Annotated in this window: 8 protein-coding genes (1 of these 8 cut by a window edge); all 8 read right to left on the reverse strand. The window is 40.7% G+C overall.

Features of this window, described 5'->3' with window-relative positions; all coding sequences use genetic code 11:
• A protein-coding gene (locus IPZ59_RS00860) for a PKD-like domain-containing protein (protein ID WP_236138003.1) crosses the window boundary here: on the reverse strand, positions 1–10117 show its 5' portion. The gene continues 18701 nt to the left of window position 1, outside the view; 10117 of the gene's 28818 nt are visible here — the first part of the coding sequence; the start codon lies at positions 10115–10117; its stop codon lies beyond the left edge, outside the window.
• Positions 10118–10596: 479 nt separating this feature from the next.
• Positions 10597–10956: a helix-turn-helix domain-containing protein gene (locus tag IPZ59_RS00865; protein WP_236138004.1), complete on the reverse strand. Its 360-nt coding sequence runs from the start codon at positions 10954–10956 to the stop codon at positions 10597–10599.
• Between the two features lie 130 nt (positions 10957–11086).
• Complete coding sequence (locus IPZ59_RS00870) at positions 11087–12115, reverse strand: helix-turn-helix domain-containing protein (RefSeq protein ID WP_236138005.1); 1029 nt, start codon at positions 12113–12115, stop codon at positions 11087–11089.
• 283 nt (positions 12116–12398) lie between these two features.
• The gene (locus tag IPZ59_RS00875) at positions 12399–13346 is read right to left on the reverse strand and encodes a helix-turn-helix domain-containing protein (RefSeq protein ID WP_236138006.1); all 948 of its coding nucleotides are present in this window, start codon (positions 13344–13346) and stop codon (positions 12399–12401) included.
• Positions 13347–13859: 513 nt separating this feature from the next.
• Positions 13860–14201 (reverse strand): thioredoxin family protein, encoded by a 342-nt coding sequence (locus tag IPZ59_RS00880; protein WP_236138007.1) that lies wholly within the window; start codon positions 14199–14201, stop codon positions 13860–13862.
• Positions 14192–15562 carry a hypothetical protein gene (locus tag IPZ59_RS00885; RefSeq protein WP_236138008.1) on the reverse strand — a complete coding sequence of 457 codons (1371 nt, stop codon included), beginning with the start codon at positions 15560–15562 and terminating at the stop codon, positions 14192–14194. The genes IPZ59_RS00880 and IPZ59_RS00885 overlap by 10 nt, the downstream gene beginning before the upstream one ends.
• Positions 15559–16629, reverse strand: coding sequence for a c-type cytochrome (locus IPZ59_RS00890; protein WP_236138009.1), 1071 nt, complete (start codon positions 16627–16629; stop codon positions 15559–15561). The genes IPZ59_RS00885 and IPZ59_RS00890 overlap by 4 nt, the downstream gene beginning before the upstream one ends.
• Positions 16630–16850: 221 nt before the next feature.
• Positions 16851–17582 (reverse strand): acyl-[acyl-carrier-protein] thioesterase, encoded by a 732-nt coding sequence (locus IPZ59_RS00895; RefSeq protein ID WP_236138010.1) that lies wholly within the window; start codon positions 17580–17582, stop codon positions 16851–16853.
• Positions 17583–17599 lie beyond the last annotated feature (17 nt).

The raw sequence follows: 17599 nt of genomic DNA on the forward strand, positions 1-17599 counted from the left end.
CATTATTAAATGTTCCACTTGCTGGACCTGATGTAAGTGTCCAAACACCTATTTGCCCAGCATCTGCATTTAATTGAATATTAGCCTCTCCCAAACAAAGTTCTTGATTAATCCCTGCATCGGCAGTAATTTCAGTACCGGTAACAGCAACCGTGACCTCATCTGAATCAGAAGCAGAGCATATACCTGCATCAACTGAAATAGTCCAAGCAAATACATAATCACCCGTAACATCCAATCCAGTAATTTGAGAATTTGGTGAATTTGGACTAACAATTATAGCATTTCCACCAGAAGGCTGAGATACGATAGACCAAGTACCTATGGCCCCAGCTTGTGCACTATTGAAATTTACGGGAGTATTACCAGCAAGGCTAGTAATAGAAGAGCAGATTGACTGATCTGGACCGGCATCTGCAGCATTTGTACCTCCATCTACCGTAGGATAATTATAAATCCAAACGCGTGAAGAATTGCTGATACTGCAACCATCAGCGGAAGCAATCGTCCATCTAAAAATATATGTTCCCGGTGCTGCCCCTGTGAAAGTGGTCTCTGGATCATTGATATCAGTAAATGTTCCACCTGCTCCAGAAACAACTGACCAAGTACCCGTTTCACCCGCACCTGCTGGATTGGCTGCCAAATCAAATGAAGTTGCATTACATAACTCTTGTGTTGGGCCTGCATTGGCTATGGTAGTCGGGTTAGCATTGATGGTCACTGTCATCTGATCAGTAGTCTGGGCACAATCTATACCCAACGCTGCAATAGTATACTGGAATGTGTATACGCCAGATACTGATAATCCAGAGGCCTGAGCCTGCGTGGATGAAGTTGGAGTAATCGTAGGTGTCGCAGGACCTGAAACAAAAGTCCATTCCCCAACACTTCCATTCCCATTTAATGGAATAGTGGTTACTGATCCACAATAGATTAGATCATCTCCTGCATTGGCAATGGTAGCTACCCGCAATGTAACAGGAGCTGAAGATGGCTCACAGAAATCACCAGCTGCAGGTACATTCCATGCTAATTGGTAAGTCCCTGGAACAAGATTTCCGATATTTGTTGATGCAAGTAACACATTAGAAAAGGACGGAATACTTGGGCCACTAATGAAAGACCAAAATCCACCATCGGCTGGGGTTGCACTTAAAGTTCCCGATGTTCCAAAACAAATATTTTGTTCTGCTGGAGCAATGGCTTCAGGAGCACCGGTAGATGGGATAAGCACTATATCATCAAAGCTGCTTTGAGCAGTACATCCTTCCAAGCTGACGGTCCAGCGAAGTGTGTAGAATTGACCAGAGATAAATCCTGTGACTGTGGTGGTAGGAGAAGTTGGATTAGTAATAACTAAGCCTCCAGGACCTGATATTTGAGTCCACACTCCCGAACCTACATTTGGTGCTTCAGCCTGTAAAGCTACTGGCTCATTATTGCAAATAATGATGTCTGGACCAGCATTTGCATTATCCAATGCCTCCGTAATATTGATTGTCACACGGTCAGATGAGATTCCGCAAGCGCTTGCTCCATCTCGTGTCAAAGACCATTCAAATACATAAACTCCTGCAGTGTTTACCTCAACCGCTGTCGTTGGCAAAATTTCATCCGCAAAATTGACTGTTGCCCCGACAGGTTGAGAAATAACTGTCCAAAGCCCTGTGTGATTGGCAGGTAAGTTTCCTGCTAAATTGAAGGTATCGGTATCTAAAGAAAGACACAAATCAGGTCCTGCATTTGCCTGAAGAGCTCCTGCAGTTTCAGAAGTAGTCACAGTGAATGTCTGATTAGCAGTACCGCAACCATTGGTAATCGTGTAAGTGAATGTGTAAGTAGTATTCGCTGCTAATCCTGTTACAATTGGGTTGATGACGGATGTACTTGAAAAACTTACCCCCGCACTCGGAACTACTCTCCAGGAGATACTTTCATCAGATAAGAGATTTTGTTTTCCTTGAATTTGTATAGGCTGACCAAAACATACTTCAATGGCATCCGGCTGCGGCTCTACCAATGGTAAATTAGGAGATACTTTCACTTCAACATCTGCCGATGAACTTGGACATGCAGGTCCATTGGAAACTGTCCAACGGAAAACATAAGTACCACGGACTAATCCTGAAACAGCTGTATTTCTTTGGAAAGGAGATGCAATTGAGGCTTGACTTGGACCACTTACTTGCGTCCATCTCCCTGTAGAAGTTCCTGTAGGTGCTTGTGCCAACAGGTTGGTTACAGAAGATCCACAAATTTGCTGATTTGCACCAACTACGGCAGTGCTAGCTGGGTTGGATTTAATGACTGAAACTTGTGTATATGCTATACCACAAACACTTCCCAAAGGTGCGAACTGATACTTTCTTCGGAATTCAAAAACATATTCTCCAGCTACCTGGACTCCAGATATAGCAAACAAGCCTGGCGTATCCGCATTTTCTAATACTTCCCAATCGGTAGTGATAGTTGCTGCTCCTACTAAAGCAGCAGGTGCAGAAACAATCCTAAATTCAGTAAGATCACCTCCTGTTTCGGATAAAGGTATTTCCAAAGAGGTTAATCCACATTCCATCAAGAAAGTAGCTTCTCCATTATTTACCTCAATATCAACTGTTGAATCAACGATTTGCACCAAACTAAAAGCAGTAGAAGTACACCTGATTGCTGAAGTTGGGTCAGAAGGATCTTGACGAACCTGTATCGTGTATTGAATTTCATATAATCCAGCTGAAAGATTATTAAGACTTACATTTTGACCGAATGGATCACTTGGTGTAAGTGTCATTGGACCGCTGTAAGTAGCAGTACCATATGTACCTGTCAAGGAATTAAAACCAGTAACAGTTCGAAGATTCCATGATACAGTTTCACCCGCATTTTGAGGAGTAGATCCTGAAAAAATAAAACTACTGCCAGGAGTTTCATCTCTACAAATATATGCAGTAGAGAAGTTTCGAGTGCCTGGTGCTTGTTCAATAGGAACCGTAATCGTAGAAGCGAACTGGCTAGGGAAACTAATTTCCGCATTGGTAGCACCACCTTCTGCCGGCGGCACAATCAAAGTCAATATGTCTTCCCCATTCAAGCAACCACCCTCAACTTTATAACGGAACGTGTAAGTTCCTTCAATCAAGTTACCAAATACATATGTGAATTGACCGTTTGATAAAGTCGAACGAGAAATTGTTGCCTGAGAAGGACCAGAGATAAAGTCATAACTTGATTCTACACCACAAGAAGTCTGCCCGGCATAGCTAGGGGTTACCTGTCTAGAAGTGGCTAAATTATAACAAGAATCCAAGTTGATAGTATTCGATCCGTTCCTATTAGCGTCCACAGGCTCACCTCCACAATTGAAGACCTCAATGGTATCCGAATCACTACATCCTGTCAAGGTATTGGTCACTGTCCAGCGTAAGCCCACCAAACCACCGGCTCCTTGCAAGAAGCGAACGGTGGCAGTCGGTGATGTTGGATTGATAAGTTGAATACCACCTGGAGTCACTAATTGTCCAAGCGCATTTTCTACTTGGACGATTTCCCAAAGACCTGTTTCTCCTGTTGCTAAAGAAGCAGCATTTAAAGGATAGTCACCTGGACAGTTTTGAATGGCATCTCCCGCATCTGCATTTGGAGTATCACTTACCTGGAAACCAATTTGCTCCACCATTAATAAGCCAGATGCACAACGGCTTTGGAACTGGAACACATAATAGGCTCCAGGCACTACTCCTGAAATTGTAGCCCGCGTAGTGTCTGAATTTACAGTTAATAAAGCCGATGGACCGGAAAGTTGAGACCACTGACGAATATTTCCATTAATCTCAGGACTGATGTTGATTGCTTGAAGCTCGATGAGGCTATTGGCGCAATAAGTCGCATTACCAACTAAGCTCAAGCCACAACCTTCGGACGAGAATGAACTTATTTGTACAAGGACTGGTGTTCGTGGACTAAAACAACCGAACTGGGAAGACTCTGCCCAATAGGTTACTCCATCCACCAATGTTAGGTTGGAGGACAAAGCTGAGCCTCCTGATTCGTTTGCAAACCATTGTACATTTGTTCCTGTTGCAACTAAATTACTTATACGGGGAGTAATAGTTGGAGAAAAATATTGAATCGGTGGAGCATTGGGCGCACCAAGATTTACGGATACCAAGCTAATGGTAACCGCAACGCGATCAGTACTTTCACAACCCAATAAAGTCTGAGATGCATAATAAGTGGTACCGTCGACAAGTACTGTATTTGCCGGTAATTCTAATCCATTACTAACAGCATCGTACCATTTGATACCTGAACCTGTTATCTCAACATCTTCCAATGTGGCCCCACTTGCATCACAAATTTCCTGTGTGGAAACTGCAACTGGAGCAGGAGGTATAGGATTAACTAGGATTGTGTGTACGGGAGAAGGAACATCGGTACAAGTTCCGCTGACTAGGGCTCTTACATAGGTTGTTTGAGTGACAGCTCCTAAGGCTGCTCCAGGAAGAGTTGCTGCTGTTTGTCCTGCAATTGCTGTAAAATTGACATTATCTATTGAAGATTGCCATACAATCGTACCAGTAAAATCTGTCAATGTGATATCCGCAGGAGTAGAACCTGTACAAATCGCTTGATCTGCTGAAATAGTGCCAGCGGAAGATATATCTACGGTAATGGCTACCGCATCACTGAAAGTAATCCCACATAACCCACTAGTGGCTGCTACCCGGTAAAACCGTGTACCAGTCAAACTTCCGATTTGCGCAGAAGTAAGTGTTTCATCCGTAGCACCATCAATGTCTATCCAATTACTGATTCCTGTTTGAGAAACCTGCCATTGTAAATCACCAACAACACCCGTCACTGTAAGAGGACCTCCCTGTGCACCTGGACACACAATCTGATCATCAGGTGTAATGGTCCCGGCGTTGGTCAATGGATCTACTTCTATGAAAACCACATTCGTTACAAATGGCAAACAAGCACCTGAAGAAACAACTGCCCTGTAGAACGTACTTTGGGATACTGGTGTATCAAAAACAAAGCTTATACCCGTAGCACCCACAATTGGAGTGAATGTACTATTATCAGTAGATGACTCCCATTGAATACCCGTGGTAGCACCTGTCAGGGATAGTGGAGAAGGAATATTTCCTGCACAAATTTCTTGATCACCCGCGATGGTAGATTCTACCGGAGCAGCAGTAACTGCGATTTCAACTGTAGAACTGAATGTCACACAGGACCCGATGGTTAGTCGCGCTCTGTAGAATCGTGTCGCAGAGGCAGGTCCGAGATTTAAAGTTGGGTTTATCTCTCCTGTTACATTTACAAAGTTGACATTATTGGAGGAAATCTGCCATTGAACGCTTGCTCCTGTATCGGAAGGAATAGAAAGCGGCAGAGGGGTTGAGCCAACGCAAACAATCTGTGCCTCGCTGGTGATAATACCCACCGCTGCTGTACTTACAGTCACTTCTCGAGTGACAGAAGCTGAACAGCCATTTTCTGTAAGTGTATAAGTAATGGTGGCGGTCCCAGCAGCTATACCTGTCACCAAACCCGTAACTGGATCGACAGTAGCAATTGCTTCATCACTAGAATTAAAAACTCCTCCCGGAGTAGCTCCTGTAGTAAAACTAGTGGTTGCTCCCACACAAATAGCCTGTTCACCACTCAAAGGATCAATGGCAGGAGGTGTACATGGACTGATCTCCACGGTAACCGCACTATTGCTGCCAGTACCGTAATCAATCGTCACATCGTACACTTGTGAGTCAAAACTCACTTGGAAAGTTCCCGTCTGAGCGAATGTACCAGTTAGGGTTCCCGTGTATTCTAAAATGGTAAAGCTTGTAGCCGGAGATGGTGTATAAGAAAGATCAATCAGCAAGTCTGCCCCGTCCAAGATCACATCTCCAGTAACGGTTAAGCGATCGTATTCTGTACAAACCGTAGCACCTGCGATTTCTGCCAAAAATGTATCAGCAACAGTTAGTGTAAAGTCACCATCTATAGTCGTACAGCCAGGGCTGTTACCCGTAGAAAGAGAAATTCCACCTGCAGCAACAGTGGTGACATTTTCAACATAGGTTCCTGTACCCATCGTAATTTCATCACCTGGATTAGAGTCCTCAACAGCAAGCTGTATAGAAGTAAAGTTGAGTGTCTGGGTGCGATTTGATACTCCTGCAACAGCCGAACCAGGAGATTCACTAGGGTCTCCAAAGGATTGGGAAGCAAAATATGGGAAAGATGCAAATCCATTGAGAACAACGCTTTGCATTGACCATACATCATCAAAATCAAATCCGGTAAAGGTTGAGCGAACAAGCATCTGATTCGTAGATCGGCCTTGTCCTTGTCCGGCTGTGACATCTGGATTGATCGTAGTATTATAAAAACAATTGTTACAAGTCCCTCCAGTTTGTAGACCTATGGCGTTTCTAAGAAGATTGGTATTTGAGGTAAGGTTGACTGCACCAGACACATACGCATTAGATATTATCGAAGCAGTATATTGACCTACAAGTCCAGCAGCTGAACTAGAATTATTGGTATTAGTTACGGTAACGATAGTATAAACATTAGAAATTGATGCATTGTTAGCTTGACCAAACATCCCACCAACAAAACTTGGATCGGCATTATTTCCAGTTACCTGACCACCACTCACAAAACACTGATCGACTGACCCTCCATCCATGAACCCAATCAAAGCACCTACATTGTTTTGTCCAGTAATTATGGGGTTGATCAATCCTAGATTGGAAATAGTCGCCCCGTCGGTTTCTCCGAACAAGCCAACCCGATCACCACTCGATCTATTAATAAATAAATTACGAATAGTAAATCCACTTCCATTGTAGCTTCCGGTAAATTTTGTTACTGCATTCCCAATCGGGCTCCAGCCTTCTGCTCCGAAACAGGTATCATTACTTTGCGTTTCTGCTGCATCAATATTGGCAGTTTGTACATAAAACTTATCCCAACGTGAAGGGTCTTCCGTAATCCATAAAAGATTTTCAAAAGTAGCAATTTGATAAGGTGTGCTTGAAGTGAGTCCATCGCCAATACTAGGGGCAACACCTACAAGAATACAGGAACTTACTTCGACTGCTCCCATTTGTGGACTAGTTGAATTACGTGTATTGTCAAAGAAATCAGTCGTAATTCCAGCAACTGCTATACCCGGGAGACTAGCTGCAGTCTCATAATTAGCGGGATCAGTTCCACCGGCAACTTCAAACTGTGGATCGATGGATAAACTATTGGCATCTTGACCTGTGGCAGTTTGCCAGGCTGTAAAATCACTATAATTATCACCACCAATTCGTCCTAAAATTCCACCTGAACCTGTAACTCTATAATTATTATAATCAATCGTAGTATTATCTAAACCTGCTAACCAAAAAGAAAAGTGGTCGCCATTACCTGATTTACGGTTTTCTACGATGTTATTTTGGTACGTTTTGTTTCCAATTTGGGAATCGTTATAAAATGCCACGCTGTTATTTATTGGTCCTGCAGAAGGAGCCCCATCCAAATAGATGGTATTATAAAATACATTTCTAGTAGCTGTACTAAAATCACTGATCCCTACATATTCTGCGGGGCTGGTACTCGTAAGGGTAACGATGTTATTCAATACATTCGCCTGACCTGTAAAACTTATTCCCGTTAAAACTGAGTTGCTGTTTGAGCTTAGGCTGTGTACAAAATTCTTTTCAATAATAGCCGTTTCACTTCCTGAAAGATTAATACCGTCAACTTGCTGACCAGTTGTGGTGGTGTTTCTTTGTAAATATGAAACCGTATTGCCCGAAATCGTATTCAGTCCTGTTCCCTGACTTAAAATACCTGTAAGAGTCTGTGCAACATCACCATTGGCAACTATCGGACCCGAAGATGAACCAATGGTGTTGTTGGTAGCTGTAAAATTGCCTGTACCTGTTTTGCTGATGGCTCTGAGGGATATGGAAGAATTGTATTCCACACTGATGCCTCCAATAGTATTGTTTAAAACCTGGACAGGATGAGTACTGGAAACAGAGATAGCATTAAATTCAAAAGCCCCCCTATTCCTGTTCGCTGTATTCGTAATATTTAACGCAATATTAGTACTACTCAGAATCGAACCAAAAGTATTATCTGAAATTTCGAGAGAACCTGATGGTATTGTTAGTAATGTAGATATCAATGAACCACTGCTAAAGGAATTCTCCCAGCTAAATCCTCGAATCGTATTTTCTTGAAATAAAGAAACACCACTATTACTTAAACCTAAAAAAACAGGGTTCAAAATCGTAGATGATCCGCTTAAGACAAAAATACCCTCTGCATTGGCTGAATTTCCCCCAATAAAATTATTTAAAATCTGGAAGTTGTTGCCGTTAGCTGAATTATTAATTCGAATAAACGCACGATCACCGGCACTTGCAGATGTAATCGAAGCTGTCTCATATAGACTATTCCCATCAATCACCCAATCCGTTGTGTTAGCTGCCAGATGGATACCGTTTGAAGCTCCACCAGACCGGGTAAAGTCGAAGATGTAGTTTGCTTCAAGGGTGTTACTTACATTATGGTTGGGGCTTGCATCTCCGGAAGAATAAATGGCGTTTACAGGCCGATTACCTCCGGCATTGGTGATGTTATTATTAGCAATGACATTACCACTATTCGCACCATTTGTAGACTCGGCAAAGTGAATAACACCGCTTGCACTTCCATCTGAACTACCACGAATTACTGCATACTGCACCGTATTGTTTTGGGCTCCATTACTGAAACGAAGCGCCGAAGCATTCCCCCCTGTACTTACGTTTTCGATTAATAAATCTTTGGCACTTCCTGCAGCGTTGACCCTTCCTTCAATAATTATATTATCCGAACCGTTAAAGTCCACTAAAGGACCATTTATATTACCAGAGATACTTAGCCCAGCCGTGTTCGGGTAAATCCTTATTAAACTCCAATCTCCTGTAGGAACGAGTAAAGAAGTACTTAAACTTTGATTTGTTTTTAGAATGATATTAATGCTACTCCCTGCTTGACTTCCAGCAGCATCTATGGCAATAAATGCTTCTGCTAGCGAAAAATAAGACCCATCAGCCCCGCTTGAATTGGCAACCTGTACATTGTCTGGGCATGTCTGAATAAAACCGAACTGACTCAAGACTGGGTAATTGATACCTTCATCAATGCCCCAGATATCGTCCGCACCATTGCTCAATTCACATTGAAAATCCCAACCGGAAAAAGAAACCTGCTGCCTCATTTGGGCAGTTGTAAGCCCCGTTCTTCCAGTACTCGAATTGGTATGAAGAGAAGTTTCTGTATCGAAATAATTGTTAGAATACGAACCTTGATTCTGATTAGCCAATCCATTACTATAAAAAATGCCGTCTACAACATTCACTCTTACCTCTCCAGCGGAGTAATTGTTGGTCAAAGTTGCACTATTTACCCCAACCAAACCTGCAGACCTTAACTCAGCTCCTATGCCACCTTCCACATTCACAATTGCATAAGAATTTGATATATTATCTCCTTGAGAGAATGATTGACCCACCAAGCCGCCAACAGCACTACCTGCTCCCCTTACAATTCCTTGACTAGCGAAGGATCGAATGATGGAAGTACCGCCATCAGTTAAACCAACCAAAGCTCCAACATTAGTTTCACCTGTAATATCAGCATTAATTAATCCCAAATTCTGAATCGTTGCGCTGACGGTTTCTCCAAAAAAACCAGTTATGGAGCTACTTGTCCTATCGATATAAAGATTTGAGATGGTATGCCCGTCGCCGTTATAAGAGCCTGTGAATTTTGTGGTGATATTTCCTATCGGTGTCCAGCCCTGATTGCTATCCCACGTGGTAATCGCTGGTGTTGCATCAGCAAAGTCAATATCCGCTGTCTGCACAAAATGCTTCCCCCATTCAGCCGAATTCTGGGAGACCCAATAAAGATTTTCCCAGGTGGCTATCTGGTAGGGTGTACCAATATCTCCGTTCCCTAAGGCTGGGGCAACAGCGGTCTGTGCTCCCACATGAAAAATAAAAGAGAACAAAAATAAATGGACTAAGACTGCTACTTTTTGTAAGACTGACTTCATAGTTTATTGCATTAGGTTGGCACCCTGAGAGCACTTGCTATTGGCTGAGATAAGCATAGTACTCCCTTTCAGAAATCTAAAGTCTACTATTTTTCCACCATTCGGTAACAGATTATGTTTCAAAAACTGCTTTTGAAACATAATCGACAAAATGTTCCAATTTTAGCACTTAAATCCGGGTCAAAATACATTTTTAGTGGGATTTCCTGTATGTTAAACAATGTTCAAAAAGTGTTTCAAAAGTTGTAAATGCACTTTTTGAAACATTCAAAGTGTTAAACAACGGTCAATTCCTGCATTGAAAGTTCCAAAAATCTATGAAATTGAAGCATAAATTATAGGAATAGCATAGCTATCAAAAGCGTGAGAAAATGGTAGCAAAACTTGTGAATACGATTAGTAAGTCTCCACAGGTCACGTATCAAAAAAGCTTAAAAAATCTGGGAAAGGGTTTTCCTAAAAGTCTGGATTAACCAACGCTAGTTAGTTGAAATATTTTTAATAAACTCCCTTGGACAAATCCCAAGCTCCTGCTTAAAAGAAGTGAAAAATGTGGTTCTGGAGTTAAAACCAGCTTCTTTTCCGATTTGATGGAGTTTTTTCTTCTTTCCACTTTTCATTAATGAGATCGCCTTTCGTACTCTGTAAGGAGCTATCAATGCACGAAAACCCTTTCTCCAATACTTGTTAATAATATTGGAAACAGTTCTTGCAGGGAAATCAATTGCTTTAGCAAAACCGTGCAGATTCAATTCCGGATCGGTGATCAACTCATCATTATTGAGAGCTTCATTGATCTTTTCCAACACCTTACTTTCATGCTGAGATGCTTTTTCCATACTCACATTGTTTTAAATTACAGGCTCAAATTGGAAAGAAATAAGTTGAGATAAAAAATCTTAATGTTTCAAAAACAGCTTTTGAAACAAGTTTAGGATTTACTACAAAATTTTAAACAAGACACCTCACTTAATCTATTTTTTGTTTGGCATACTCAGAGGGGCTTATCCCCATTTCCTTTTTAAATACAGTAAAAAAGGTGATTCTTGAGTTGAATCCTACTTCCATACATAAAGATTCTATGGTAAATTTATCCAAATATCCATCGTCAATTTTACTGACTGCCGTCTGAACGCGGAGATAATTTATCCATTCCTTGAAGCCTTTACCGTAGTGATCCTTTAAAAAGGCTGATAATTGCCTTTTGGAAACACCGATCTGATCTGCAAATTCACCAGCATTGATTTCCTGACGTAAATAATGTTTTTGTTGTAAAAATTGATCTATTTTTTCGTTTGTATATGTCAGAGATTCATCCGCAGGAATTTTATCAACTATAGTATCATCTTTAAAACCGCTATCGGCCTTCCTTTCTGAGATCGGTGAAGGTATACTGGAACCAGCTCCTTTTGAAGATGACCGTTGATAACCGTATACAAACTCAGGGTTGTATTGGATGTATAAACTCAGTGCCGCAATGGCAAACAACATACCATAGAGGAGGAATTGATACACCAAAACTCCAACTCGAATCCCACGATTGCTCAATAGCTCCAAGAGGAATGATCCCGCGTGTGCAAAGACCAATAAGCCCATTAATACTACCGATACAAAAAGCCAATTTCGAAGCTTTCCTTTATCTAGTTTAGTCAAAAAATCAGGCGTCACTTGACCAATTACCTTAATTGAAGCAATGTAATATCCGATTTGAAGTAAAATCCTAATGGTATCTACAACGGTACCTGGAACTAAACCTCTTACCAATTCATCGAGTGAATTGGGATTTTTTAACAGCTGTTCAGCAATGATTCTTTTTTCATCTAAGGGAATCATATAAAAAGGAATAAGCTCCAAATAATGCAACAAACCTGGAATGAAATGCAGCCAATCCCATTGCTTAATTCCATTTATTTGACGTACAGTATTTCGCACGTAAAAATAGAACAAAGGCATCGCAAAAAACATCAAGGGATTGACAGTACGTAATAAGTAGGGCATACGAACTATTAGTCCAGCTTTAAACCATAAAAAATATACTAAAATGAAAAGACTGTATATCATTAAGGACAAGCCAAGGTATCTATTTTTCAATAGAGAATTTTCAGGCTTTACAACAAGAATAAAAGCGTTTACTAAAGCAAAAGATAAGAGGATGATGGATCCCAAATCAAATAAAGTCATGGCTGTACAGAACTAATAACTCTTAAACTTATAAATTAAAACAACTAACATTTAAGAATGTGATACACAGTGCAACTTAAAGTAAATTAACAGCTACCAATTAGTTTTCAGATATTATCAAACCTTCCATGATATTTTTGTGATACTCACTCGGGCACATCCCAACTGTTTTTTTAAATGCATGGTAAAAGGTAATCCTAGAATTGAAACCAGATTGTTCGGCTAACCCTTCTATGGTAAAGTCAAATAAATACCCTTGCATAATCTTTTCTTTTGCAAACTCAGCCCTGTAACCATTGATGAAATCACTGTAACCTTTTCCAGTTTGCTCGTGAATAAGTTCAGATAGTTTTCTACTCGACAAACCAACTAATTTGGATAGTTTTACTACTGTTAAGTTTTTATTTAAAAACAGCTGCTCATTCTTGATCAGATTATCTATTTCATTAAACTTGGTGTTTTGATTAGCCAATTCGTTGGTATTTTGTTTTACCGACCTATTATTGATTAAATCTGATAGGAAAGGTGTGGAGTTTTGTGGTTCCAAAATTGCCTGAAATGAAGATCCCTTTTTTCGTAACCGTAGATTAAATATTCGCTCTGGATAATATATGATGTAAAAATTCAATGCAGTTATTAATACATAGATTACAACGAAAGAAAAAGTAGTTATAAGTTTAGTTTCCCAAACCTCTAAAAGATCCCCGATCTGATTGAATGAAAAAAGAATAAATATAAATGCAACTCCCAAATAAAAATAGGTGGCTGTTTTTATCCATGTCCACGAGGAATTTAATCCGAATAGGTCCTTAAAGCGAAACATCAACGATGCTACCAGTGTGGTATAAAAGAGAAAACTGAAAATTTTAAGAAAAGGCATTAAGGAAAGAGGGATGTAGCCCTCCCCCATCATGTGGATACTTTCTGGATTGGCTAAGAGAACATTGGTCATTTCCCACTTCTCCATCTGACTCATCGAATAGACGGGTATGTAGGATATCGCAATTAGAATGGCAGGAACAAGATGAACTCGGTCTTTCCAACTCATTTTTTGCTGACCAAAAAGAGTGTTTCTAAAGAAAATATAAAATAAAGGAGAAATCAAAAAAAGCGTAGGCGCACACACACGGAAGAAGTAAGGAAACCTTAACAAAAATTGTCCTTCGATAAAAAACAAAAAGCTACCAATAAACAAACTCAATGATAAAAGTGACCAACCAAATAGTTGATTAACTGGGTTTTTTTGACCTTTTAAGATAAGGACACATGCATTGACAAGGGTAATAGAGATCAGAGTAATCCCAAATAGCGTGTGCAAATCCATAGTGAATAGGTCGATGATTGTAAATGTAAGATATTGTATTATTTTTTTTTGACCAAACAAAGGTATTAAAAATGTTCTAAAATAAGCATGATAAAAAATAGCTGTTATATTGACAAAAGTCATAAAAATCCATTTTATTACTGCTATTACCCAATCATTCGGGAATACATTGTCCAATTTTACTATTCTAAAAAATAAAAATATATTTTGTCTAATTATTAAATTTCTAAGATTCCTTTATTGTGAATCGAACATCAGGCTGTAATAACGTCCGATCTTATCTTGCAACTCTCCCAGTCCTATCAAGCCATTGCTCCGCATATACTCTTTTCCATCCAACATCAACATAATACCTGGGATGGCCAGCATCCGAAGTTGACCTGCCAATTCACGGTTTTTTTCGGCTTCTATTCTGATAATCTCCAATTGAGGAAAGCGCTCTTGTATCATAGCCTCTACTTTGGGGTATAGCATGGCACAAACACCACAGGTATCTTGAAAAAAATAGATCAAAGTAGCTGGATGCTGCTGGAGTAGCTGCCCAAATTCATCTTGAGAAATGCGGTTGTTTATTTCCATTGGATCGTATAGTTGGTGATAAAGTTGACATGAACCAAATTGACTTTATTATAAATCCACTGTGGTCGCATCTCCCCTTCCAATAAATTAATCTTACTCATGAGAATTAAGTGAAAATTTAGCCCTTTCCCCCAGTCACTGGGAATATAGCGCGCTCCCACATTCCATTGTGCATAGGATGGAAATGCAAATTTATTGATCGCTGCATTACTTGGATCGGGAAGAAAATGCAATCCTGCAAAACTGTAAATTTGCAAATCTTGTTTGGGCAAGTTTCGCTGATAAAAGAGTGTAAAGGCATTTACTTGATTGTATCCTTCATTTCGCTCTCTTGGAATGAATGTGAAAAATGGATCTTTCCCCCATTCTCTAGGACTGAGAAACCTACCTCGCCCATCGATTCTTGTATAGGCCGTATAAAACTGCATGCGAGGGTTTTTTATACCCAATCGTCCAGAGATGACTATATTGATATCATCTGGGTTTTTGAATCGCTTAATTGAGTCCGGATTTCCACCCTCTCCTATGCCATTTTGAAAAATGAACTGCAAACCTGTAACCACCGTATTTCTACCCTCAGCTCTTTTCCAATCTTTAGTGACTTGAGAAAAAAGTGTGTTGGAGATATTATCCACCAACGTATTATTAACCTCAATCGCCATATCCGGTGTAGCTTGATGTCTCCAGTCTACTATAGACACCCAACGACTACTTGTATTTCCCCTAAATTCTGAGGGTCTTCCAAACTCTGATTGCCCTACAGGATACAAGCCGACAGACTGTCCTACATCAAACCACTCAGAAGTAGAACGGGGGCTGATACGGGTGACCCCATAGGCATAAAAGCTGTTTTTGGAATCGGGACTATAGCGCAACTGAATACCTTCAACAAAGGTAGGAGAAAGCCTCCCGTCCTGTGGATTGATGAATGGCGTATTGATATCCATCCTGCCAACAATGGCTTGAAATTTCTCAGAATCGTAGCGGATCTGTAATTCCTCCAATTTTCCAAAAAATGTTTTCTCAGGATTGACTACATCAAATAACCCTACTTCATAGCGATTAAAATTTCCCGTGATAGGGTCCCTATCTAATAGGTTTGAACTCCAAAGATTGGCAAACACTGTATAGCGTGCTGCTACCGAAAAACCTTTGTATGATTTGGTATTGACTCGCAAAAAAGCACTTTGCCCCAATGCAAAATCACCCTTAAAATCCTCCCAATAACTCGTTGACATCCAATAGTTTCTCAAACCTACCATGCCTTCAATAGGAATATCAAGCTTTGCGTTTTCTCTTTGAGCTGTTACTTGCAACACCAACCCCAAGATAAAAAAAGCTACTAATTTAATTTTCTTCATTTAGATGCAATCACCTCCTTAGCGGCTTTGATTGGTTTGAATGGTCCGAATTTATGCTGCTCTTCGGTAAATTCATCTGCAAAAGGACCGAATGGATGATCTATTGGCTTTTTGGAAATGTCTGGCCAATCTTGGGAGATGTTCTTTTTAGGCCTTTCCATACTATTCACATAGGCTGCTACATCCCAAGCTTCTTCATCTGTCAACAATGGGCGCTCAAAAGTTGCCCCTAAAGGCATATTGGTTTTGACATATCCTGCAAATCTTGACATTCTAAATAAACCTGCCCCATCGTTATAACTGTATTCTCCCCAGAGAGGTGGATATATGTAACTGGTTTTATCAGGCTTCATCATGCCTTGCCCATCTTCCATATGACAGGATTGACATTGCTGAGCATATACCGTTTTACCCCGAATAGGATCCGCTGCTCGATCTAAAAAAGGAACCTCATAAATACCCACCCCTTTCGGGTTTTCTCCTTTCGGAACATCCTTTCCTAGCCATTCCATGTAGGCCACCATAGCAACCATCTCTTTGCTCGAAGGATCCAATGCTTGTCCATTTAACGAACGCTCAAAACAATCATTGATTCGTTTTGGAATATCTTCAGACTTTCCAGATCGAGCCCTGACCTTAGGGTAGTTTGCCGCTACTCCTGCATAATTATTCCCTAAAGGCGCTGTCCCTGCATTCAGATGGCAGTTTTGGCAATTCATTCCATTGGAAAGTTTCTTGACTTTTCCATTTGGCCCTAAATATTCTGCGGTATTTGCAATCAATTCTTTTCCATACTTTATATCAGAAGCATTGGATTCTTCGTCAACTTTTGACCAGTCGGGAGCCATCCACATGCCTTCCTTTGGTACTACCCCTCTATACACTTCCGCAACTACCTTTACGATAGGGGCAGTGGTTTCATTGGATTGCAAGGCAGGAAGTGAACCACCAGAAAAAACAAACACAACGATACCGATTAAAAGTGCGGTTAATAGTGTTACACTAACTAAAAGACCCACTAATAAGGATAGGATTTTTAGAAATGGTTCAAAGATATTTTTTTTCATAGGTCTACTGCTAAATGTACCTACAAAAATGAAAATATATAAGAAAATTTTGTTGTGACCGAAGTCACATGGAAGAAAATTTGGGGCTCGCAGATAAAGCAGATTGGACAGATCGGCCGCAGATAAATGAAGGTGCAAGGAAGTTAGATAACAAAGATCTCTTTGATTGGCTTGGGAGAATGCTGATTTCAGGGCAGAGGGGCGTGTTCACTTCTCACTGTTCACTCGCCACCGTTCACACTCGTGGTAGCAACGGCCGAAAAAACTACTTTCCCTTCTACTCTCCCTTCGATAATTACCTCCACGTCCTTTGGATGATAGGTCAAATGGATAAGCTGACCGGCGGAAATCTCTGCTAGGTAATTGATCAAAACATCTTGGATCGTCCAATTTCGCTCCCGCATAAAGTCTTCCACCCAGCGGATGTAGCTCACATTGTTGACATGATTATTCATATCCAAATCCGAATACCTCACTTGAATGACACCTGCATTGGTCATATCTGCCAGAGTAAGCACCTTCGCAGGCGTTAGGCTAGAATCATTCACTACGGCAAATAATTCGGATGGTAGTACTTTGTCAGGTCTCTGAGGGCGTTTACTCTCCATATCCAACAGCAGCCAGGCCGACATAGCAGTTGCTAACACCTGTCCTGCTTCATTGCAAACCTGAAACTCTCGCAAAGCAAAAAGTTTGTCAATCCCCCTTCCTGCGGTCTTTACGGTGATTTTTTCTCCCCATGATGGGAGCGATTGAACCTTGATTTCAAAGCGGGACATGACCCACATATACCCTTGATCAAACAAATTCTGCCCAAAATCTCGACTATCTGCATGCCTCCAAGCTACTTCCTGCATCATATCTGCTAAGGAAGACCAACGCAATTTCCCTTGTGGATCGATTTGAAATGATAAAACCTCAAAATCCTTCTCAAATTGAAATGATTGATTCATAGATTGAAAGATAAATG

The organism is Mongoliitalea daihaiensis, assembly GCF_021596945.1.
In the GTDB taxonomy this organism is placed as follows: Bacteria; Bacteroidota; Bacteroidia; order Cytophagales; family Cyclobacteriaceae; genus Mongoliitalea; species Mongoliitalea daihaiensis.

Bases quoted from the DNA above. Each gene is read 5' to 3' on its own strand.
- IPZ59_RS00865 (WP_236138004.1), bottom strand. From the start codon at position 10,956: ATGGAAAAAGCATCTCAGCATGAAAGTAAGGTGTTGGAAAAGATCAAT.
- IPZ59_RS00870 (WP_236138005.1), bottom strand. From the start codon at position 12,115: ATGCCCTACTTATTACGTACTGTCAATCCCTTGATGTTTTTTGCGATG.
- IPZ59_RS00875 (WP_236138006.1), bottom strand. From the start codon at position 13,346: ATGAGTTGGAAAGACCGAGTTCATCTTGTTCCTGCCATTCTAATTGCG.
- IPZ59_RS00880 (WP_236138007.1), bottom strand. From the start codon at position 14,201: ATGGAAATAAACAACCGCATTTCTCAAGATGAATTTGGGCAGCTACTC.
- IPZ59_RS00885 (WP_236138008.1), bottom strand. From the start codon at position 15,562: ATGAAGAAAATTAAATTAGTAGCTTTTTTTATCTTGGGGTTGGTGTTG.
- IPZ59_RS00890 (WP_236138009.1), bottom strand. From the start codon at position 16,629: ATGAAAAAAAATATCTTTGAACCATTTCTAAAAATCCTATCCTTATTA.
- IPZ59_RS00895 (WP_236138010.1), bottom strand. From the start codon at position 17,582: ATGAATCAATCATTTCAATTTGAGAAGGATTTTGAGGTTTTATCATTT.